Below are 18,207 nucleotides of genomic sequence, written 5' to 3'. Positions count from 1 at the left end.
CCAGCCGCCACATTCGTCAGGGATAAGATTATGCACAAGGCGGAGAAGGATCAGGGTTTGATAGTGCGCATGATCGGGTTTTGCAGCGAGATCAGCGTTTCCGTCGACTGAATTTCATCTATGGTCTGGATCTTGTTGATCAGCACCTGTTGCAGGGCATCAATGGATCGGCACATCACCTTAATAAAGATGCTGTAGTGGCCGGTGGTGTACCAGGCTTCAACCACTTCATCCAGCGCATCCAGTTTGCTCAGCGCCGCCGGATAGTCACGCGCGCTCTTAAGGATAATGCCGATAAAACAGCAGACATCAAACCCCAGCTGGCGCGGATCGATATCAACCCGGGTGCCCAGGATAATGCCCGCCTGCTTCATCTTCTCCACGCGGACATGAATGGTGCCGGGGCTGACGTTAAACTGTTTTGCCAGCTCGGCGTAAGCAGTGCGCGCATTGTCGAGCAGGGCATTCAGAATGCCGCGATCCAGGTTATCGAGCTGCAGATGTTCGGCCATGGCCATCCTCGTTATTGGTCTGCTTAAGTAAACAAGGATGAATGTGCAGCAAAATAGTGGTTCAGGCAACTCCCGGCAGCGACGGGCGTCGCTGCCGGTTCACTTAGCGTTTGCGCCAGACGGTGACCTGCGCCAGCGTATGCTGGAACTTGCGGGCCGTTTCGCGGATCACAAACGGTTTATCCTGCGGTTCATCGACCAGGTCGAAGTCGGCCGCCAGCAGACGTTGCAGTGCCTGCAGCGTCGTCAGTGCCTCACCGTTTTCACGCACGCCGCCCAGCCAGTTCTCCTTCGGCGTGAAATCCTCCAGCCAGGTATAGGGCGAGGAGAGCACCAGAATGCCGCCCTGACGCAGCATCGGCGTGACATCCCGCAGGAAGCGTGCGGGCTGACGCAGGCGATCGATCAGGTTGGATGCAAGTACCAGATCGTAACGGGCGGGTTGCGGCTTAAGGTTACAGGCGTCGCCCTGAACAAACTGAATCCGCTGCGCCAGTTCGCTCTCCAGCGCGAAATCTTTCAGGCGAACCTGGCGATACTCCACCAGATCGCCTTCCTGTGGCAGGAGATAACGGAAGTCTTCGCCGCTGGCCAGCTGAAGCGCCACATCGATGAAGCGCGCCGAGTAGTCCATGCCGGTGACACGTTCAAAGTGGCGGGCCAGTTCAAAACTGGCGCGTCCGGTGGCACAGCCGATATCCAGTGCCTCGCCGCGTGCTGTGGTGTAGTTCAGCGCCAGGTTTACCAGGCTTTCGGCATAGTTATCCACGCCGAAATAGCGCGGGCCATACTGGAAGTCGAGGTATTGCGACACCATGGCGTCAGATTCATACGGGTTCAGCGCCATGGTTTCCTGATGGCTGGAAACCACGTAGCGGAAACCGGCATGCTGGAAGAAGTGGCGGCGGAACGCATAGCGTGCCGATTTCAGCGCTTCGTTGCCGGTCGATATCCAGCTACCGCCTTTGATCAGCGAATGTTTGCCATCAAAGGTCGGGGTAGAGAAATCATCGTAAAGCGGGTGGACTTTAAAATCTTCAAAGCCGTTGGTCGGCGTGGTCGTCCACTGCCAGACGTTACCGACGATATCGAAGAAGTCGCCCTGGGCGAAGAGATCGACCGGTGAAGAGGAAGCCCAGTACGCAAGGTTAATGTTGCCCGGTGCCCGATCCCAATCCGGCTGATCGCCCGCGACCTGTTCGCGCAGCTGAGCCCACTCCGCTTCACAGGGGAGCTGAACACTCATTCCCGTCTGATCCGCTTTCCAGCGGCAGAAGGCCGCCGCTTCCAGCTGGTTAACCTCGGCTGGCCAGTCCCACGGCATTGCGACTTCTTCACACATCAGACGCAGTTTAAGCTGATCGGGCATCGCAGGCGTGCCGACCCAGAAGGTGGGCATCTCCGCTTTTGCAAACTGACACCAGCCCCAGCCTTCGTCATCCCACCAGCGAGCGTCCTGATAACCCCCCGCCTCAACGAACGCCAGGAATTCCGCGTTGCTGACCAGCATTTTGCTCGCCCTGAACGGCTGCAGCGCGATCTGCTGGCGGCCATATTCGACATCCCAGCCATAGGTATCGTCGGTTTTACCCAGCGTGACGGTGCCGCCGGGCATCGGCAGCAGGGTATTGGCCGGAACAGTCTCGCGCTGGTGGCGCGCCATCGGGCAGACCGGCCACGCGGGCTGGGGTTTCACCCACCCGACCGGTAACTGGCGTATCAGTACGCTGGACGTTTCCAGATGAATACGCTCATGCTCAATGCCCATCAGGATCACCCAGGCCGGACTCTCCCAGGTGATCGGCAGAGTCAGCGGCAGGGTCTGGATCAGATCGCTGACCAGCGCTTTAACGCGCCCGCGGTATTCGCGGACTTCTTCGACAGTGGGCCAGTCATAGTGGCTGTCGTTGAGATCGTCCCAGCTCATCTCATCCACACCAATCGCCATCATCGCTTCGATACGATCGTCCAGACGCGCGTCGATAAGGCGTCCGGCCATCAGCTTATTAATGTAGAAGGTAGCGGTGTGGCCAAAATAGAAGATTAAAGGATGGCGCAGCGGAATGGCTTTGGTAAACCAGGCCTGGGAATCGGCCAGACAGGTAAACAGACTTTCATACTGTTCCCAGGTCTGGTGGAAATAGGCCAGCAATTCGGCACGTTTTTGTTCAATGTTATGGCCGGAGAGCAGTAGCGTTCGCGTCGGCGCAGGCAGATCGCGATGAGGTTGAGCAAGCGTCACAGGAAGCTCCAGATTGCTGAGTAAGTGAAACGGTAATTTACTATAGCAAATATGCATTTCTGCCCGATGACTTAACGCCGCCAGTGACGCAGCAGACGGCTTTTCATGCCGGTATCGAAACGCCAGATATGGTCGAAGATGCGCAGAATGCCTGGTTTCCCGTGGGCCGACATAGCCACGGCGTGAAAACGTTGCTGATTATTTCGCTGACGCGTTTTAATGGTCCCGATCACCTCTTCCGGCAGACGCTGGGCAATAAAATCGGAGACGATCACCGCATCGGCTTCCTGCCACAGGACGCCTTCCATTCGGGTCACAACGGAAGAGAGGCAGGCTGCCAGATCGGTGCCGCCGCGAAAGCGCTGACTGAGAAAGCGAATCGCCTGTTCCAGCCCGTCATCACCGGTCAGTTCATAGCCGATCACCTCATGCGCAAACAGCATGATGTAGCAGCGACGGCGATCGGCCAGCGCGACTTTCAGCAGCGCCAGACAAAACGCTTTGGCGCAGCGCTCATTGAAGCCACCCATCGAACCCGAGGTATCGACGCAGACGATGAAAGGCCCGCGTGGCTGCTCTTCATGCTGCTGGTGGCTGGCCGGACGCATCGTGACCTTTTCATGCCAGGCATCGCCCTGCAGCTTGTAGGTCAGCAGCCGTTTCTCTACCAGCCGCCGGTAAAACTCCAGCTCCAGTTCACTGATACTCAGCGCAGCTAACTCCGGCGGCAGCAGACGCAGCACGTCATCGCTCTGGTGAATGCCGCTGACCTCCTCCGGCACGGCCGCAGGTTCCTGCACCATATGGTGAAAGGCCTCCATAGGGGCATCCTGCGACGGCACCGATTTTGCCTCGCGGCTGCGACCCAGCTGCTGGGCCAGTTTCAGCAGCTCCGGCTGCTGCGCCAGAAAGTCGCCATATTGCAGCATCAGCTGATAGTCGCCAGGCTGCAGTGACGCTTTGCTCATGTCCCACAGCCGGCCAGCGGCGGCTTCGTCATCGTCGCCGAGAATCGGTGCCAGCTGACCGCTCAGCGCCATACGCTGCTGCAGTTCCGCCAGCAGGCGTTCGCGCTGCTGCTCCAGCAACGTCTGATTCAGCGTCAGGGTCTGTAAGGTCAGGCTCAGCCGCCAGCGCTGTAGAAAAAGCTGGTGCTGCGCGCTGCTGAGATGGCTGATATCGGTGTGCTGCAGCAGCCGGTTGGCTTCATCCAGAAAAGGGGAAGGCAGGCTTTCAAGCGCCTGAAGTGTGGCATTCAGCTGGTGGCTGAATTCACGATCGCTGAGGAGTTGTACCCGCTGGAACAGCTGAAACTCTTCCGCCAGTGTGGCCGGAACCGGCGTGGCTTTGAGCTCAGCGTTGATCTCCGCTCGCCAGCGTGGCACATCGCGTAACAGTGCTTTTTTCAGCCCGGGAAACTTTTCAAAAAACAGCGCCAGCTGTGGAGACGCCAGCAGGGCAATAATCAGCTCTTCAATCAGTTCGGTTTCACCCACGGAGAGCAGTGTGCTGAGCGTCTCCAGTGGGATCATTTACGCGCCTGTTTCAACTGTTCCGCCACATCCTGCAGGCTGGTTTCAACCCGCGCCAGCCAGTCATCACTGATAAACAGGCAGCGCTGATGCTGGCTGAACAGATGACGCTGCGACCGCAGTTCACTCTCCAGTGCATCCAGCGCTTCGGTGATCTCACCGGGCAGCGGCTCGCTGTTGCTGACGCCAGGCAGTGTCAGACGCGACGATTGCAGGCTGACATCACGGATAGCCAGGCAGTGCTGCGCATCCACCTGTAAATCCAGACTCTGCGCAAAGCCAATTCCATTGAGCTTGCCGCGAACCTCGCCCCCTTTCTGCAGCCACTGATTCAGTGCATCACGCGCGATCACCAGATGTGTCACCTGCATGTCATGCAGCATCAGCGGCTTTTGCAGCATCAGCGTCAGTTGCTCATCAGTGAAGCTTTCCGGCAGATCATAATGGGGTTTGCGACTGAACATCCCACTGTGTTTTTCCAGTGTGATCGCCTGTGCGATGCTCTGTTGCTGCTGCAGAGCCATGCGACGCGCTTTTATCTGATGCAGTTTCAGCAGCATCGGCTGCTGCTGCCAGGCGTACTGTGTCATCAGCTGATCGATTTCGCGCTCCAGCAGCTGCATGGACGCGACGTCGTGCCAGAGGCAATCTTTCAGCAGGATCAGGTCTATCGGCGCAATGGCGCTGCGGCCACTGTAAAAGGCACTGGCCTGCAGCAGATGAATAGCTTTTTTCCAGCGACGATCGGAAATATAGGGCGCGGCGGGCTGGCTTTCCAGTTGCTGGCGCAGCTGATAAATCAGCTCGAACACCGCATCCGGGAGGCTGACCTGACTGATGCCGAGCTGCCACTGCGCATACTCCTCATCACTGATGCGCAGGGATTCCGCGACCGGATTGGTGTGCTCATCCTGCTGATGGGTCAGCATGCTGCGAAAGTTCTGCTTCTCATGCACATTATCCAGCCACAGGCGGATCAGCATCCGGTCATAGAGCGCTTCAAGGCCGCTGTCCGCTTCCGGCATTTCATTGGAGGCGGTGACCAGCAGACGCATCGGAATGGCCTCTTCGCTGTCGCCATTGCGGAAGCGGCGTTCGTTGATAGCGGTCAGCAGGGTATTCAGAATCGCCGGGCCGGCTTTCCAGATCTCATCCAGAAAAACAATCTCCGCGTCGGGCAGATAACCTTTAGTGAGGCGCTGATAGCGCCCTTCATCCTTCAGTGCCTGAATAGATAGCGGGCCAAACACCTCTTCCGGTGTGGAGAAACGGGTCATCAGATATTCAAAGGCGCGGGCGTGCTGAAAGGCATATTTCAGGCGGCGGGCAATCAGGCTCTTGGCGATGCCGGGCGGTCCCAGCAGGAATACGCTTTCACCGCTCAGCGCTGCCAGCAGGCAAAGGCGGATGGCATGATGTCGCTCATACAATCCTTTTTCTAACGCATTGCTAAGGCGAGAAATTCTTTCTGCCAAAAGATGGGGTTGAGCCATAATCACTTCAATGTCCTTACGATCGTCGGGCCGCCGCGCTTCAGCAAGCGCCTTACTCTATAGATCATCATGCGTGAAAGCGTTGATAGCTGTCAGCTTTTTTGTTTCATAAGGTTTGCCTGCTTTGAAAGCGGCGCTGATTAACGCTTTAATGCCTGAAACCACCCCGTTACCCTGGCAGACAGGCGAAGCGGGTATAGGAATTTTCGGCAAACCGTGCATACTGTGCGCTTTTTGATGGCCTGAGCGAGGGGTTGTTGCGCCTCTTAGACTCCAACAAAAGATAACTCTATGAGCTCGGATAATAAGCAGTCACTTAGCGGATTAACGCTGGCCGCTATTGGTGTTGTTTACGGGGATATCGGCACCAGTCCGCTGTATACCTTGCGTGAATGTCTCTCCGGACAGTTCGGCTTCGGCGTTGAGCGGGAAGCGGTGTTTGGCTTTTTGTCGCTGATTTTCTGGCTGCTGGTGCTGGTGGTATCACTGAAGTACATCAGTTATGTGATGCGCGCCGACAATGCCGGTGAAGGCGGTATTCTGACACTGATGTCGCTGGCGGGCCGCCATACGGGTGCACGCGCCACGGCAGTGCTGGTGATCATGGGCCTGATTGGCGGCAGCTTCTTCTATGGGGAAGTGGTGATCACGCCGGCCATTTCGGTGATGTCAGCCATTGAAGGTCTGGAGATTGCCGCGCCGTCGCTGGATCCCTTTATTGTGCCGATGTCGATTGCGGTGCTGACGCTGCTGTTTGCGATTCAGAAACATGGCACCGGCATGGTGGGCAAACTTTTCGCGCCGGTGATGCTGGTGTGGTTCCTGGTGCTGGCGATCCTGGGGGTCAGCGGCATCATGAAAAACCCGGAAGTGCTGCATGCGCTGAATCCTGCCTACGCGGTCGAGTTCTTCCTGCACTATAAATCTGTCTCATTCTTCGCGCTTGGCGCGGTGGTACTGGCGATTACCGGGGTTGAAGCGCTGTATGCCGATATGGGTCACTTCGGTAAAGTGCCGATCCGACTGGCCTGGTTCTCGGTGGTGCTGCCGTCGCTGGTCCTGAACTACTTTGGTCAGGGCGCGCTGTTACTCAGCGATCCCAAAGCGATTAAAAACCCTTTCTTCCTGCTGGCGCCGGACTGGGCGCTGATCCCGATGCTGATTCTGGCGACGCTGGCCACGGTGATTGCCTCACAGGCGGTGATCTCCGGCGTCTTCTCGCTGACGCGTCAGGCGGTGCGACTGGGCTATCTGCCGGGGATGCGTATCATCCACACCTCTGAGCGCGAATCGGGCCAGATCTATATTCCGGTGATTAACTGGGTACTCTACTTCGCCGTGCTGATTGTGATTATCAGCTTTGAGCATTCAAGTAATCTGGCTGCGGCCTACGGTATCGCCGTCACCGGCACCATGGTGCTGACCGCGATGCTCTCCTGTACCGTGGCGGTTAAAAACTGGCACTGGAATAAGCTGGCGGTTGCCGTCATCCTGGTACTGATGCTCTGTATCGACGTGCCGCTGTTTACCGCCAACCTGGTGAAAATCTTCTCCGGTGGCTGGCTGCCGCTCTGTCTCGGCCTGGTGATGTTTATCATTATGACGACGTGGAAAAGCGAACGTTTCCGCCTGCTGCGCCGCATGCACGAGCATGGCAACTCACTGGAGGCGATGATCGCGTCACTGGAGAAGTCGCCGCCGGTTCGCGTGCCGGGCACCGCGGTCTATATGTCGCGTGCGCTGAATGTGATTCCGTTTGCCATGCTGCATAACCTTAAGCACAACAAAGTGTTGCATGAGCGGGTGGTGCTGCTGACGTTGCGGACGGAAGATGCGCCTTACGTGCATAACGTGCGTCGCGTGACGATTGAGCAGCTGTCGCCCACCTTCTGGCGGGTGGTGGCCAGCTACGGCTGGCGCGAAACGCCAAACGTCGAGGAGATTTTCCACCGCTGCGGGCTGGAAGGGCTCAACTGCCGCATGATGGAGACATCGTTCTTCATGTCGCATGAGTCGCTGATTATCGGCAAACGGCCGTGGTATCTGCGCCTGCGTGGCAAACTCTTCCTGGCGCTGCAGCGCAATGCGCTCCGTGCGCCAGACCAGTTTGAGATCCCGCCAAACCGGGTGATTGAGCTGGGCACCCAGGTCGAGATTTGATCTGCAGCGCCCGCCTTACGGGGCGGGCGCTGACCAGCGCAGCATAACGCATAATCCGCCGCCCGAGCGCTGGCTGAAGCTGACCTGCATCCCGTGCAACTGGGCGATATTGCGGACTATCGATAATCCCAGCCCGCTTCCGCTTTTCTCCTGACCTGGCGGTCGCCAGAAACGTTCGCCAAGCCGTTGCAGATCGGCTGCACTCAGACCTTCGCCGTTATCCTCTACCGACAGGCTATTCGCCTGAAGCCGCACATCAACTTCGCTGCCTGCTGGCGTATAGCGAATGGCATTATCCAGCAGATTACGCACCAGCAATGACAGTAACAGCGGATGCCCCTGAATCTGCGGATCGGCGTCAGCATGCAGCCGCAGCGTGACACCCGTTTTATCCGCCAGCGGCAGCTGTGCAGCCAGCGTCTCCTGGACCGTGCGTTTCAGCGCCACCGTTTCGAAGGCGCTGCGTGCATCATCTGCTTCAACCCGTGAGAGCGTCAGCAGCTGATCCACCAGCCGGGTTGCGCGGATAATGCCGGCATCCAGTTGCTGCAGCGCATGGGTTCGCATCACTTCATCATCTGCAGTCAGCTGGATCACCTCGCTTTGCACCTGCAGCGCGGCCAGCGGACTGCGCAGCTCATGTGCGGCATCAGAGGTAAAGCGCCGTTCACGCTGCATCATTGCGCTGATGCGGCTGAACAGACCATTGAGCGCGACCATCAGCGGTTGCACCTCTTTCGGCACGCGGTCTGCCTGCAGCGGCGTATCATCATCGGGTGCGCGCTGCGCCAGCTGCTGTGCCAGCGTCTTCAGGGGGCGCAGTTCAGACCAGACCAGACCGATCAGCAGCAGCAACATAAAGGGCAGCGCGATCAGCCAGGGCAGCATGCTGGCTTTCATCAGATCCCGCGTCATGTCGTCACGGTATTCGGACTCCTGACCCACCACCACCCGGAACTGCTGGTCGGGCGTGGTCAGCCAGACAAACCGCCAGCGATCGTCATCATTGGTGAGCTGGCCCTCATGAAATCCCTGATACTCCGCCTCAAACGGCAGGTAGCGGCCATTGTCACCATCATTCATCACCTGCCGGCCGTCACGCGTGAAGACGGCAAAGGCCAGGGCGTCGTCATCCTGATCGCCGCGATGGTGGCGCAGTATCTCTTTGGTTTTAGGCAGAGTGGCATTGTCCAGCGAGGAGAAATCCAGCGTCAGCAGACGCTTTGCCAGCAGCATCTGCTGGGTATCGAAGAGCTCATCAAGGGTTTCACGTGTCTGATGCCAGGCACTCAGGCTGGCGCTGGCCCAGCAGATCCCGAGCAGCAGCACAAAACCGATACCCAGCCGCAGAAACAGGCTCATTGATCGCATTCAGCCGCTCCCAGGGTATAACCGACGCCGTGCAGCGTGCGGATAAACTGGCTGCCCAGTTTTTTACGCAGATGATGAATGTGAACCTCTACCGCATTGCTGGAGACATCGGCGTCCCAGTTGTAGAGCTTCTCTTCCAGCTGGCTGCGTGTCAGCACCCGGCCCGGGTTTCGCATAAACAGTTCCAGCAGCGCCAGTTCACGGCTTTTCAGCGCAATCGCCTCACCTTCGCGCATCACACTATGGCTGCCGGGGATCAGCACCACATTACCGTGCCGGAGTTCGGGCTGCAGCTGGCCATGACGGCGGCGGATCAACGCCTGTAAGCGAGCAGCCACTTCGGTTAAGGCAAAGGGTTTACACAGATAGTCGTCGGCTCCCAGTTGCAGGCCTTCGACCCGCTGATCGAGCGCATCGCGTGCGGTCAGTATCAGTACCGGTACATCTTTGCCCTGCTGTCGCCACTGCCGCAGAATATCGAGCCCATCCCGCTCGGGCAGTGAGAGATCCAGGATCACCGCATCCCAGGGCGCGGCCTCCAGCGCGTTAAAGCCCGCCTCACCAGAGGTAAACCAGTCAACGCTGAAGCCCAGTTTACTCAGCCCCGCCTTGATACCGTCGCCAATTAAACGATCATCTTCAATCAGTAAAATACGCATCACGTCTCCCTGTTCCGATAGCGCTTTATACGAAGCAACTTCCTGCTTGTACAGCTGATTTCGGCGAAAATAGCTTATTTTTGCCTCTTAAGAAGCTGTTAAGAACTTTATGGTCAACTAAGCTCAACAAGACGAACCACATCATGGAAAAGAGGTGACAAAATGAAAAAGCACGCTGCAATTCTGGCCGTCGTAATGCTGGCTTCCGCCCCGGTTTTCGCTGCACAGCAGGGTGGATTTGTTGATCCCAGTGCGCCAGCCGCACAGACGCAGGCAGCAGCCGGTCAGGGTGGTTTCAGTGCCGATCACACCAGTGTGGTGACCGTAAAGCAGGCTGAAGAGATGAAAGATGACAGCTGGGTCACCGTGCGCGGTAAGCTGGAGAAACAGATCGGCAACGAAGATTATCTGTTCCGCGACCAGACCGGCACCATGAAAGTCGAAATCGACCACAAGCACTGGAACGGCCAGACTATCTCACCTAAAGACAACGTCGAGCTGACGGGTGAACTGGATAAAGATTTCAACAGCATTGAGATGGACGTTAAGCAGGTTAAGAAACTGCCTTAATCCTCTCCTCCGGGGCCGCGTTCGCGGCCCTTTTTTCTGCCCCTCCCCCGACTTAATACAAATTTCTCCCCGCGTGAGCGAAACGTTTCGATAGCGATCACAGATTTCTTCTTTGCCGGTTGAGTTGATGGCGGCTTTTCATACACTCCTGACAGCGAAACGTTTCGCTGTGGAGTGAAAAGATGAAAAAAGGTCGCTTGTTAAACGCTGAACTCTCTCATGTGATTGCCCGCCTGGGACACACGGATACGCTGACGATTGCCGATGCAGGCTTGCCGATTCCGGCCGGACCGCAGCGCATCGATTTAGCGCTCACGCCGGGTACGCCCGATTTTATGCAGGTGGTTAATGCTGTCGCACTGGAGATGCAGGTAGAGAGCGCCCTGATCGCGGAAGAGATTAAGCAGCATAATCCGCAACTTCATAGCGCGCTTGTCGCCGTGCTCGAAGCCTTGCAACAGCACCAGGGGAATATCATCACCATCAGCTACACCAGTCATGAACAATTCAAACAACAAACGCAGCGTAGTCAGGCGGTCATTCGCAGCGGAGAGTGCTCTCCGTTTGCGAATGTCATCCTCAGCGCCGGTGTGACCTTCTGAGGCCGCTATGCAACTTTTACTGCAACTCGACGGCATTGAAAAATCCTTTCCGGGTGTGAAAGCCCTCAAGGGGGCGTCGCTGAATGTCCGGGCAGGACGCGTGATGGCGCTGGTGGGCGAGAACGGCGCAGGCAAGTCCACCATGATGAAAGTTCTGACCGGCATCTATCAATATGATGCCGGTACGCTGCGCTGGCTGGGCAAAGAGACCCGTTTCAGCGGGCCGAAAGCGTCTCAGGAAGCGGGTATTGGCATCATTCATCAGGAACTGAACCTGATCCCTCAATTAACCGTGGCGGAGAATATTTTTCTCGGCCGCGAATATGTCAGCCGTTTTGGCCGTATCCAGTGGCCGCGTATGTATGCCGAAGCTGATGCGCTGCTTAAACGGCTTAATCTGCGCTTCAGCAGCCACAAGCTGGTGGGGGATTTGTCGATTGGCGATCAGCAGATGGTCGAAATCGCCAAAGTCCTGAGCTTTGAGTCGCAGGTGATCATCATGGATGAGCCGACCGATGCGCTGACTGATACCGAAACGCTGTCGCTGTTCCGGGTGATCAACGAACTGAAAGCGCAGGGCTGCGGCATCGTCTATATCTCGCATCGCATGAAAGAGATCTTTGAGATCTGCGATGACGTCACGGTGTTCCGCGACGGTCAGTTTATTGCTGAACGCCCGGTCAGCGAGCTGACTGAAGAGAGCCTGATCGAGATGATGGTCGGCCGTAAGCTGGAAGATCAATATCCCCATATTGATCAGGCACCAGGCGACGTGCGGCTGAAAGTGGAAAACGTCAGCGGACCGGGCGTGGATAACGTCAGTTTCAGCCTGCGCAAAGGTGAAATCCTCGGCGTGTCTGGCTTGATGGGCGCGGGCCGTACCGAACTGATGAAGGTGCTTTACGGCGCCCTGCCGCGTCGCGAAGGCACACTGTGGCTCAATGGTCGGGAAGTGGTGACGCGCTCACCGCAGGATGGGCTGGCTAACGGCATCGTCTATATCTCCGAAGATCGTAAGCGCGATGGCCTGGTGCTGGGCATGTCAGTAAAAGAGAACATGTCGCTGACAGCGTTAGGCTATTTCAGTCACGGCAGCGGCACGCTGAAACATGCGGCAGAGCAGCTGGCCGTGGGCGACTTTATCCGGCTGTTTAACGTTAAAACGCCTTCAATGGAGCAGCCCATTGGTCTGCTTTCGGGCGGCAACCAGCAGAAAGTGGCGATTGCCCGCGGGCTGATGACCCGGCCTAACGTACTGATTCTGGATGAACCGACACGCGGTGTGGATGTCGGCGCGAAGAAAGAGATCTATCAACTGATTAACCAGTTTAAAGCCGAAGGGCTGAGCATCATTCTGGTCTCCTCGGAAATGCCGGAAGTGCTGGGCATGAGCGATCGGATTCTGGTGATGCATGAAGGCCGTATCAGCGGCGAATTTACCCGAGAAGAAGCCACTCAGGAGAGCCTGATGGCCGCCGCCGTAGGCAAGCAACACAGCGAGGATTTAGTGGTATGACGACCCAAACTTTACCTGCCAGCCGTCGCTGGTTTAGCAAAAGCTGGCTACTGGAACAGAAGTCGCTGATTGCGCTGATGGTGCTGATCGCCGTGGTGGCCAGCCAGAGCCCGAACTTCTTTACCGTGGCGAACCTGTTCAACATTCTGCAGCAGACCTCGGTTAACGCCATTATGGCGGTCGGGATGACGCTGGTGATCCTGACTTCTGGTATCGACCTCTCTGTAGGATCGCTGCTGGCCCTGACTGGCGCGGTGGGTGCATCGCTGGTGGGTATGGAGGTCAATGCCCTGGTCGCGGTGGCGGCGTCGCTGGCGCTGGGAGCGGCAATCGGTGCCCTGACCGGCACCATTGTGGCGCGCGGCAAAGTGCAGGCGTTTATCGCCACGCTGGTCATGATGCTGCTGCTGCGCGGTGTCACCATGGTCTACACCGACGGCAGTCCGGTTAACACGGGTTTTAATGCCAATGCCGATCTGCTGGGCTGGTTTGGTATTGGTCGTCCGCTGGGTATCCCTGCGCCGGTCTGGCTGATGGCGCTGGTCTTTATTGCTGCCTGGTACATGCTGCAGCACACCCGTCTGGGTCGCTATATCTATGCGCTTGGCGGTAATGAAGCGGCAACGCGTCTCTCCGGCATCAATGTGAATCGCGTCAAAATCATCGTCTATTCACTGAGTGGCATGCTGGCGGCGCTGGCAGGCACCATTGAAGTGGCGCGTCTTTCTTCGGCACAGCCGACAGCGGGTACCGGCTATGAGCTGGATGCGATTGCTGCGGTCGTGCTGGGCGGAACCAGCCTGGCAGGCGGTAAAGGGCGTATTTTCGGCACCCTGATTGGCGCACTGATCCTCGGCTTCCTGAACAACGGCCTGAACCTGATGGGCGTCTCTTCGTACTACCAGATGATCGTTAAGGCGGTAGTAATCCTGCTGGCGGTGCTGGTAGATAATAAAAGCAGTAAATAACTCTGACCTTACACAGGATGACATGATGAAAAAGTTAACCGCACTGGCCGTGATCCTTGGCGCAACGCTCAGTACCAGCGCTATGGCCAAAGATACTATCGCGCTGGTGGTTTCAACCCTGAATAACCCGTTCTTTGTTTCGCTGAAAGAGGGTGCGCAGAAAGAAGCGGACAAGCTGGGCTACAACCTGGTGGTGCTGGATTCACAGAACAACCCGGCGAAAGAGCTGGCTAACGTGCAGGATCTGACGGTTCGTGGCACCAAATTGCTGCTGATCAACCCAACCGACTCTGATGCTGTGGGCAATGCGGTGAAGATGGCTAACCAGGCGAACATCCCGGTTATCACGCTGGATCGCGTTGCGGCACAGGGCACCGTTGTCAGCCACGTCGCCTCCGATAACCGTTTCGGCGGTAAAATGGCCGGCGACTTCATCGCCAAAAAAGTCGGCGAAAACGCCAAAATTATTGAACTGCAGGGCATTGCCGGGACTTCTGCCGCCCGTGAGCGTGGCGAAGGCTTCAAACAGGCCGCTGATGCGCATAAATTCCAGATCCTCGCCAGCCAGCCAGCCGATTTTGACCGTACCAAAGGTCTGAACGTCATGCAGAACCTGCTTCAGGCACACCCGGACGTTCAGGCCGTATTCGCTCAGAACGACGAAATGGCGCTGGGTGCACTGCGTGCGCTGCAGACCGCCGGTAAAACTGGTGTGATCGTCGTTGGTTTTGACGGTACTGCTGATGGCGTTAAAGCGGTAGAAGGTGGCAAACTGTCCGCGACCGTGGCACAGATGCCAGACAAAATTGGCATGATCGGCGTAGATACCGCTGATAAAGTGCTGAAGGGTGAAAAAGTGAAGGCGATCAACCCGGTCGACCTGAAGCTGGTCACTCAATAACTCAAAGAAAAGCAGGGCACTGCGCCACCCTCCTGGTGGCGCACTTATTCCGGACTCCCCTAATGAGCAAAAACGCAAAACTGGCCGTTCTTGGCAGCATTAACGCTGACCACATCCTTAATCTGGCGCACTTTCCTCGTCCCGGTGAAACGGTGATCGGGCAGAATTATCAGATTGCGTTTGGCGGTAAGGGTGCGAATCAGGCTGTCGCCGCCGGTCGTGCTGGTGCCGATATCGCATTTATCGCCTGTGTGGGCGCTGACGACATTGGTGAACGTGTTCGTCAGCAACTGGCCCAGGACAATATTGATACCACGCCGGTCGAAGTGGTCGAGGGTGAGTCAACCGGCGTGGCGATGATTTTCGTCAATGGTGACGGTGAGAACAACATCGGCATCTACTCCGGTGCAAACGCGGCGTTAACACCCGCCTGCGTGACGCGCCATCAGCAGGTTATCGCCGACGCCGATGCACTATTAATGCAGCTGGAATCACCGCTGGAAAGTGTGCTGGCCGCCGCGACGCTTGCCCGACAGCATCAGACGCAGGTTATTCTAAATCCTGCACCCGCCACCCAGCTCTCAGATGAACTGCTGGCGTTGATCGACATTATTACCCCGAATGAAACCGAAGCCGAGAGTCTGACCGGCATTGCGGTCAGCAACGATGAAGATGCCGCCCGCGCTGCGGCAGTACTGCATGCGAAAGGTATCGGCACGGTTCTGATTACTCTGGGTCGCCGCGGTGTCTGGCTGAGCGAGCAGGGAGAAGGTCAGCGTATTGCTGGCTTCAGTGTTAAAGCTATCGACACCATCGCGGCGGGCGATACCTTTAATGGCGCCTTTATTACCGCGCGACTGGAGCAGAAAACGATGTATGACGCGGTGCGGTTTGCCCATGCCGCCGCTGCTATCGCCGTTACCCGCTCGGGTGCGCAGCCCTCCGTGCCGTGGCGCGCGGAGATCGATGAATTTTTGCAGCAGCAGGGCTAAGCATTTGAGCACCATGAAAGATGTCGCTCGCCTGGCGGGCGTCTCTACCTCCACTGTCTCGCACGTTATCAATAACAATCGCTTTGTTAGTGAAGGCGTGCGCGAAAAAGTTGAGCAGGCCATCCGCCATCTGAATTACGCCCCCTCTGCGCTGGCGCGCAGTCTGAAAATCAATCAGACGCACACGATCGGTATGCTGCTGACCACCAGTAGTAACCCATTTTATGCCGAAGTGGTGCGGGGTGTGGAGGAGAGCTGCTATCAGCGTGGCTACAGCCTGATTCTCTGTAACACGGCAGGTGATGAAGAGCGGATGAACCGCAGCCTGGAAACGCTGATGCAGAAGCGCGTCGACGGTTTATTGATTATGTGTACAGAAAGTCACCTGCCCTCGGCCGACATTCTGAACCGTTATCCCTCTATACCTGCCGTCATGATGGACTGGGCGCCGTTTGAAGGCCGTGGTGACATTATTCAGGATAACGCGCTGCTGGGCGGGGAGCTGGCGACTCAGCATCTTATCGACAGTGGTTATACCCGCATCGCCTGTATCGCCGGTCCACAGGATAAAACCCCGGCTCGTATGCGCCTGGAAGGTTATCGCAACGCCATGACAAAGAGTGGCCTGACGATTCTGCCCGGCTATGTGGTGAATGGTGACTTTGAATTCCAGGGAGGCTACAACGGGATGGTCGAACTGCTGGCGCTGGAAACGCCGCCGGAAGCGGTTTTCACCAGCAACGATGCCATGGCGGTGGGCGTTTATCACGCACTCTATCAGGCCGGCATGCAGGTTCCGCAGCAGATGGCGGTAATGGGATATGACGATATCGAACTGGCGCGCTATCTCACTCCGCCACTGAGTACCATCCATCAGCCGAAAGATGCGCTGGGTGAACTGGCGATAGACACCCTGCTCCATCGTCTCAGCAATCCCGACGCCAGTCAGCAAACGCTGGTGCTGACGCCGGAACTGGTGGTGCGTGGATCGGTTTAGCGCTTTTTCTTTTTGTCGCGATTACTGATCAGATTACGGCCATCGCCGTTTTTCAGCAGCATAAAGGTCAGCGCCGACAGTACTGTTACCACGCCCATGGTCATAAACGTGGCGTGGAACTGTGAAATGGTGCTGGTTTCAAACTCCTGGTAGAAGCGCAGCACCGCGGCGCTGACGGCCACACCAAAACTGATCGCTAGCTGCTGAGTCACGGCCAGCACGCTGTTACCGCCGCTGGCGTTATCATCATTCAGATCGGCCAGGGTGATGGTATTCATGGCGGTAAACTGCGTAGACATGGCCATGCCGAGAATAAACAGCGGAAGTAAGAGCACAATGATGCTTTCAGCGGGCGACTGCAGAGAGAAGCTGGCGATCAGAATGCCAATAATGGCGGTAATGCCAACCAGCAGGCGGCGGTAACCCAGCCAGCGCAGCAGTTGCGTCACCGTCGACTTCGCCAGTATTGAACCAATGGCGATGGGTGCCATCATGCAGCCCGCGATAATCGCTGAATAGCCAAAGCCGACCTGCAACATGAGCGGCATCAAAAAGGGCACACAACCGGTGCCAAGACGTGACGCGATGTTGCCACCGATGCCCACTGAGAACGTCCGGGTTTTAAACATCGGCAGATTGATCAGTGGCGAAGGGTGATTTCGGGCATGCACTATATAAAGAAGCAAAAGCACAATCCCGCTGAGTAATATCCCGCCCGCCAGCCGGGCGGAAACAATCCGCTCGCCAAACAGCTCAATCCCAATCGAGATCATCACCAGTCCAGCCCCGAACAATAAGAAGCCGAAAAAGTCGAAGCGGCGCTTCGGCGTGGTGAAGTCCGGCATATATTTGCGTGCGTAGATAATGCCGAGAATGCCAATCGGGATATTAATCAGGAAAATCCAGTGCCAGGTCGCGTAGGTCACCAGCACGCCGCCCAGCATTGGCCCCAGTATCGGGCCAACTAATCCCGGCATGGTGACAAAGTTGAGCACCGGCAACAGCTCACTGCGCGGATAGGCGCGTAACAGCGCCAGTCGCGCGACCGGCATCATCATTGCGCCACCGACGCCCTGTATGATACGCGAGATGACCAGTACCTGGAGTGTGGGAGAAAGTGCACAAGCCAGCGAGCCGAGGGTGAACAGCGAAACGGCAACGATAAATACCTTGCGCGTGCCGTAGCGATCGGCGAGCCAGCCGCTGACCGGAATCAACATAGCGACAGTCAGGGTGTAACTGATGACGGCGGATTGCATGGCCAGAGGAGAACGGTCGAGGCTGGTGGCGATAGCGGGCAGGGCAGTATTCAGTATGGTGGCGTCGAGTGACTGCATGAAAAAGGCCATGGCAGCTATCCATGGCAAACCAGCCATGCTGCGCGCGGATTTTATCATTGAGTATCCTTCCTGGGGTTATCCTGCGAGAAGAAGCAAAATAATAGCACCCGCATTAAGCAACGGCAGGTCTCTTTACAACGTTTAATGGCGATTTTTGTGCGTTATTCCGTCATGAAACGTCTCTTTTTAAGCCGTTCGTTTAAAAAAGATGCGCTCAGCAAATTAATTCAAAGAAACGCTTGTCAGCCCGCGGAAACTCCCTATAATGCGCCTCCATCGACACGGAACACCGGCAACGGGAAGCGGGTTGAGAGGCACAGGAGACTGCGCCGCCGGAGAAAAACTTCTGAAA

Annotated in this window: 15 protein-coding genes; 8 read left to right on the top strand and 7 right to left on the bottom strand. The window is 56.9% G+C overall.

The features are described 5' to 3' along the window. Positions 1-50: 50 nt before the first annotated feature. The 4 genes from asnC to ravA all read right to left on the bottom strand — a co-directional run bounded on the left by asnC (position 51) and on the right by ravA (position 5,779). Entirely contained in the window at positions 51-512 is a 462-nt protein-coding gene (gene asnC / locus ACVKSX_RS16065; protein ID WP_003849496.1) for a transcriptional regulator AsnC, read from the bottom strand. Positions 513-615: 103 nt separating this feature from the next. Beyond that, a complete protein-coding gene (gene ovoA, locus ACVKSX_RS16060) occupies positions 616-2,754 on the bottom strand; it encodes a 5-histidylcysteine sulfoxide synthase (RefSeq protein WP_336999468.1) in 2,139 nt (712 codons plus the stop codon). A gap of 71 nt (positions 2,755-2,825) precedes the next feature. After that, a complete protein-coding gene (gene viaA / locus ACVKSX_RS16055) occupies positions 2,826-4,286 on the bottom strand; it encodes an ATPase RavA stimulator ViaA (RefSeq protein ID WP_010672185.1) in 1,461 nt (486 codons plus the stop codon). Further along, on the bottom strand, positions 4,283-5,779 hold the full coding sequence (gene ravA, locus ACVKSX_RS16050) for an ATPase RavA (protein ID WP_354439174.1): 1,497 nt from the start codon (positions 5,777-5,779) through the stop codon (positions 4,283-4,285). Before ravA ends, viaA begins: the two co-directional genes overlap by 4 nt. Positions 5,780-6,070: 291 nt before the next feature. On the opposite strand from ravA, the gene kup reads away from it, so the two are divergent. Further along, positions 6,071-7,939, top strand: coding sequence for a low affinity potassium transporter Kup (gene kup / locus ACVKSX_RS16045; protein WP_354439173.1), 1,869 nt, complete (start codon positions 6,071-6,073; stop codon positions 7,937-7,939). Positions 7,940-7,954: 15 nt separating this feature from the next. Here kup and qseC read toward each other — a convergent pair whose 3' ends face one another. Both qseC and qseB read right to left on the bottom strand, forming a co-directional pair. After that, positions 7,955-9,310, bottom strand: coding sequence for a quorum sensing histidine kinase QseC (qseC, locus tag ACVKSX_RS16040; RefSeq protein WP_122457444.1), 1,356 nt, complete (start codon positions 9,308-9,310; stop codon positions 7,955-7,957). Further along, complete coding sequence (gene qseB, locus ACVKSX_RS16035) at positions 9,298-9,969, bottom strand: quorum sensing response regulator transcription factor QseB (RefSeq protein ID WP_010258847.1); 672 nt, start codon at positions 9,967-9,969, stop codon at positions 9,298-9,300. The genes qseC and qseB overlap by 13 nt, the downstream gene beginning before the upstream one ends. Positions 9,970-10,131: 162 nt before the next feature. Here qseB and ACVKSX_RS16030 point away from each other — a divergent pair, with 162 nt between their 5' ends. The 7 genes from ACVKSX_RS16030 (at position 10,132) to rbsR (ending at position 16,515) form a co-directional block, all read left to right on the top strand. Then, entirely contained in the window at positions 10,132-10,539 is a 408-nt protein-coding gene (locus ACVKSX_RS16030; protein WP_010258845.1) for a YgiW/YdeI family stress tolerance OB fold protein, read from the top strand. Between the two features lie 182 nt (positions 10,540-10,721). Then, positions 10,722-11,141: a D-ribose pyranase gene (rbsD, locus tag ACVKSX_RS16025; RefSeq protein ID WP_003849483.1), complete on the top strand. Its 420-nt coding sequence runs from the start codon at positions 10,722-10,724 to the stop codon at positions 11,139-11,141. Between the two features lie 7 nt (positions 11,142-11,148). Next, entirely contained in the window at positions 11,149-12,657 is a 1,509-nt protein-coding gene (rbsA, locus tag ACVKSX_RS16020; protein WP_033768394.1) for a ribose ABC transporter ATP-binding protein RbsA, read from the top strand. After that, the gene (rbsC, locus tag ACVKSX_RS16015; RefSeq protein ID WP_010258841.1) at positions 12,654-13,625 is read left to right on the top strand and encodes a ribose ABC transporter permease; all 972 of its coding nucleotides are present in this window, start codon (positions 12,654-12,656) and stop codon (positions 13,623-13,625) included. The genes rbsA and rbsC overlap by 4 nt, the downstream gene beginning before the upstream one ends. Before the next feature lie 25 nt (positions 13,626-13,650). Next, on the top strand, positions 13,651-14,526 hold the full coding sequence (rbsB, locus tag ACVKSX_RS16010; protein WP_010672181.1) for a ribose ABC transporter substrate-binding protein RbsB: 876 nt from the start codon (positions 13,651-13,653) through the stop codon (positions 14,524-14,526). A 62-nt stretch (positions 14,527-14,588) separates the two neighbouring features. After that, positions 14,589-15,518 carry a ribokinase gene (gene rbsK / locus ACVKSX_RS16005; protein WP_010258835.1) on the top strand — a complete coding sequence of 310 codons (930 nt, stop codon included), beginning with the start codon at positions 14,589-14,591 and terminating at the stop codon, positions 15,516-15,518. A 13-nt stretch (positions 15,519-15,531) separates the two neighbouring features. After that, positions 15,532-16,515, top strand: a complete 984-nt coding sequence (rbsR, locus tag ACVKSX_RS16000; protein WP_033773177.1) for a ribose operon transcriptional repressor RbsR — start codon at positions 15,532-15,534, stop codon at positions 16,513-16,515. On the opposite strand, the gene mdtD is transcribed toward rbsR, so the two are convergent. Next, positions 16,512-17,912 (bottom strand): multidrug transporter subunit MdtD, encoded by a 1,401-nt coding sequence (gene mdtD / locus ACVKSX_RS15995; protein WP_263054536.1) that lies wholly within the window; start codon positions 17,910-17,912, stop codon positions 16,512-16,514. The genes rbsR and mdtD overlap by 4 nt on opposite strands. Positions 17,913-18,207: the final 295 nt, after the last annotated feature.

The sequence above is a fragment of the Pantoea sp. PvP021 genome (assembly GCF_054056055.1).
Note: the sequence above shows the minus strand (reverse complement) of the source record. Positions and strands in the feature narration are given on the sequence as shown.

Excerpts from the sequence above, each read along its gene's own strand:
- viaA (WP_010672185.1), bottom strand. The coding sequence starts at position 4,286 with ATGATCCCACTGGAGACGCTCAGCACACTGCTCTCCGTGGGTGAAACC.
- rbsA (WP_033768394.1), top strand. The coding sequence starts at position 11,149 with ATGCAACTTTTACTGCAACTCGACGGCATTGAAAAATCCTTTCCGGGT.
- rbsD (WP_003849483.1), top strand. The coding sequence starts at position 10,722 with ATGAAAAAAGGTCGCTTGTTAAACGCTGAACTCTCTCATGTGATTGCC.
- ACVKSX_RS16030 (WP_010258845.1), top strand. The coding sequence starts at position 10,132 with ATGAAAAAGCACGCTGCAATTCTGGCCGTCGTAATGCTGGCTTCCGCC.
- rbsB (WP_010672181.1), top strand. The coding sequence starts at position 13,651 with ATGAAAAAGTTAACCGCACTGGCCGTGATCCTTGGCGCAACGCTCAGT.
- rbsR (WP_033773177.1), top strand. The coding sequence starts at position 15,532 with ATGAAAGATGTCGCTCGCCTGGCGGGCGTCTCTACCTCCACTGTCTCG.
- ravA (WP_354439174.1), bottom strand. The coding sequence starts at position 5,779 with ATGGCTCAACCCCATCTTTTGGCAGAAAGAATTTCTCGCCTTAGCAAT.
- asnC (WP_003849496.1), bottom strand. The coding sequence starts at position 512 with ATGGCCGAACATCTGCAGCTCGATAACCTGGATCGCGGCATTCTGAAT.
- mdtD (WP_263054536.1), bottom strand. The coding sequence starts at position 17,912 with ATGATAAAATCCGCGCGCAGCATGGCTGGTTTGCCATGGATAGCTGCC.
- qseC (WP_122457444.1), bottom strand. The coding sequence starts at position 9,310 with ATGCGATCAATGAGCCTGTTTCTGCGGCTGGGTATCGGTTTTGTGCTG.
- qseB (WP_010258847.1), bottom strand. The coding sequence starts at position 9,969 with ATGCGTATTTTACTGATTGAAGATGATCGTTTAATTGGCGACGGTATC.
- rbsK (WP_010258835.1), top strand. The coding sequence starts at position 14,589 with ATGAGCAAAAACGCAAAACTGGCCGTTCTTGGCAGCATTAACGCTGAC.
- kup (WP_354439173.1), top strand. The coding sequence starts at position 6,071 with ATGAGCTCGGATAATAAGCAGTCACTTAGCGGATTAACGCTGGCCGCT.
- rbsC (WP_010258841.1), top strand. The coding sequence starts at position 12,654 with ATGACGACCCAAACTTTACCTGCCAGCCGTCGCTGGTTTAGCAAAAGC.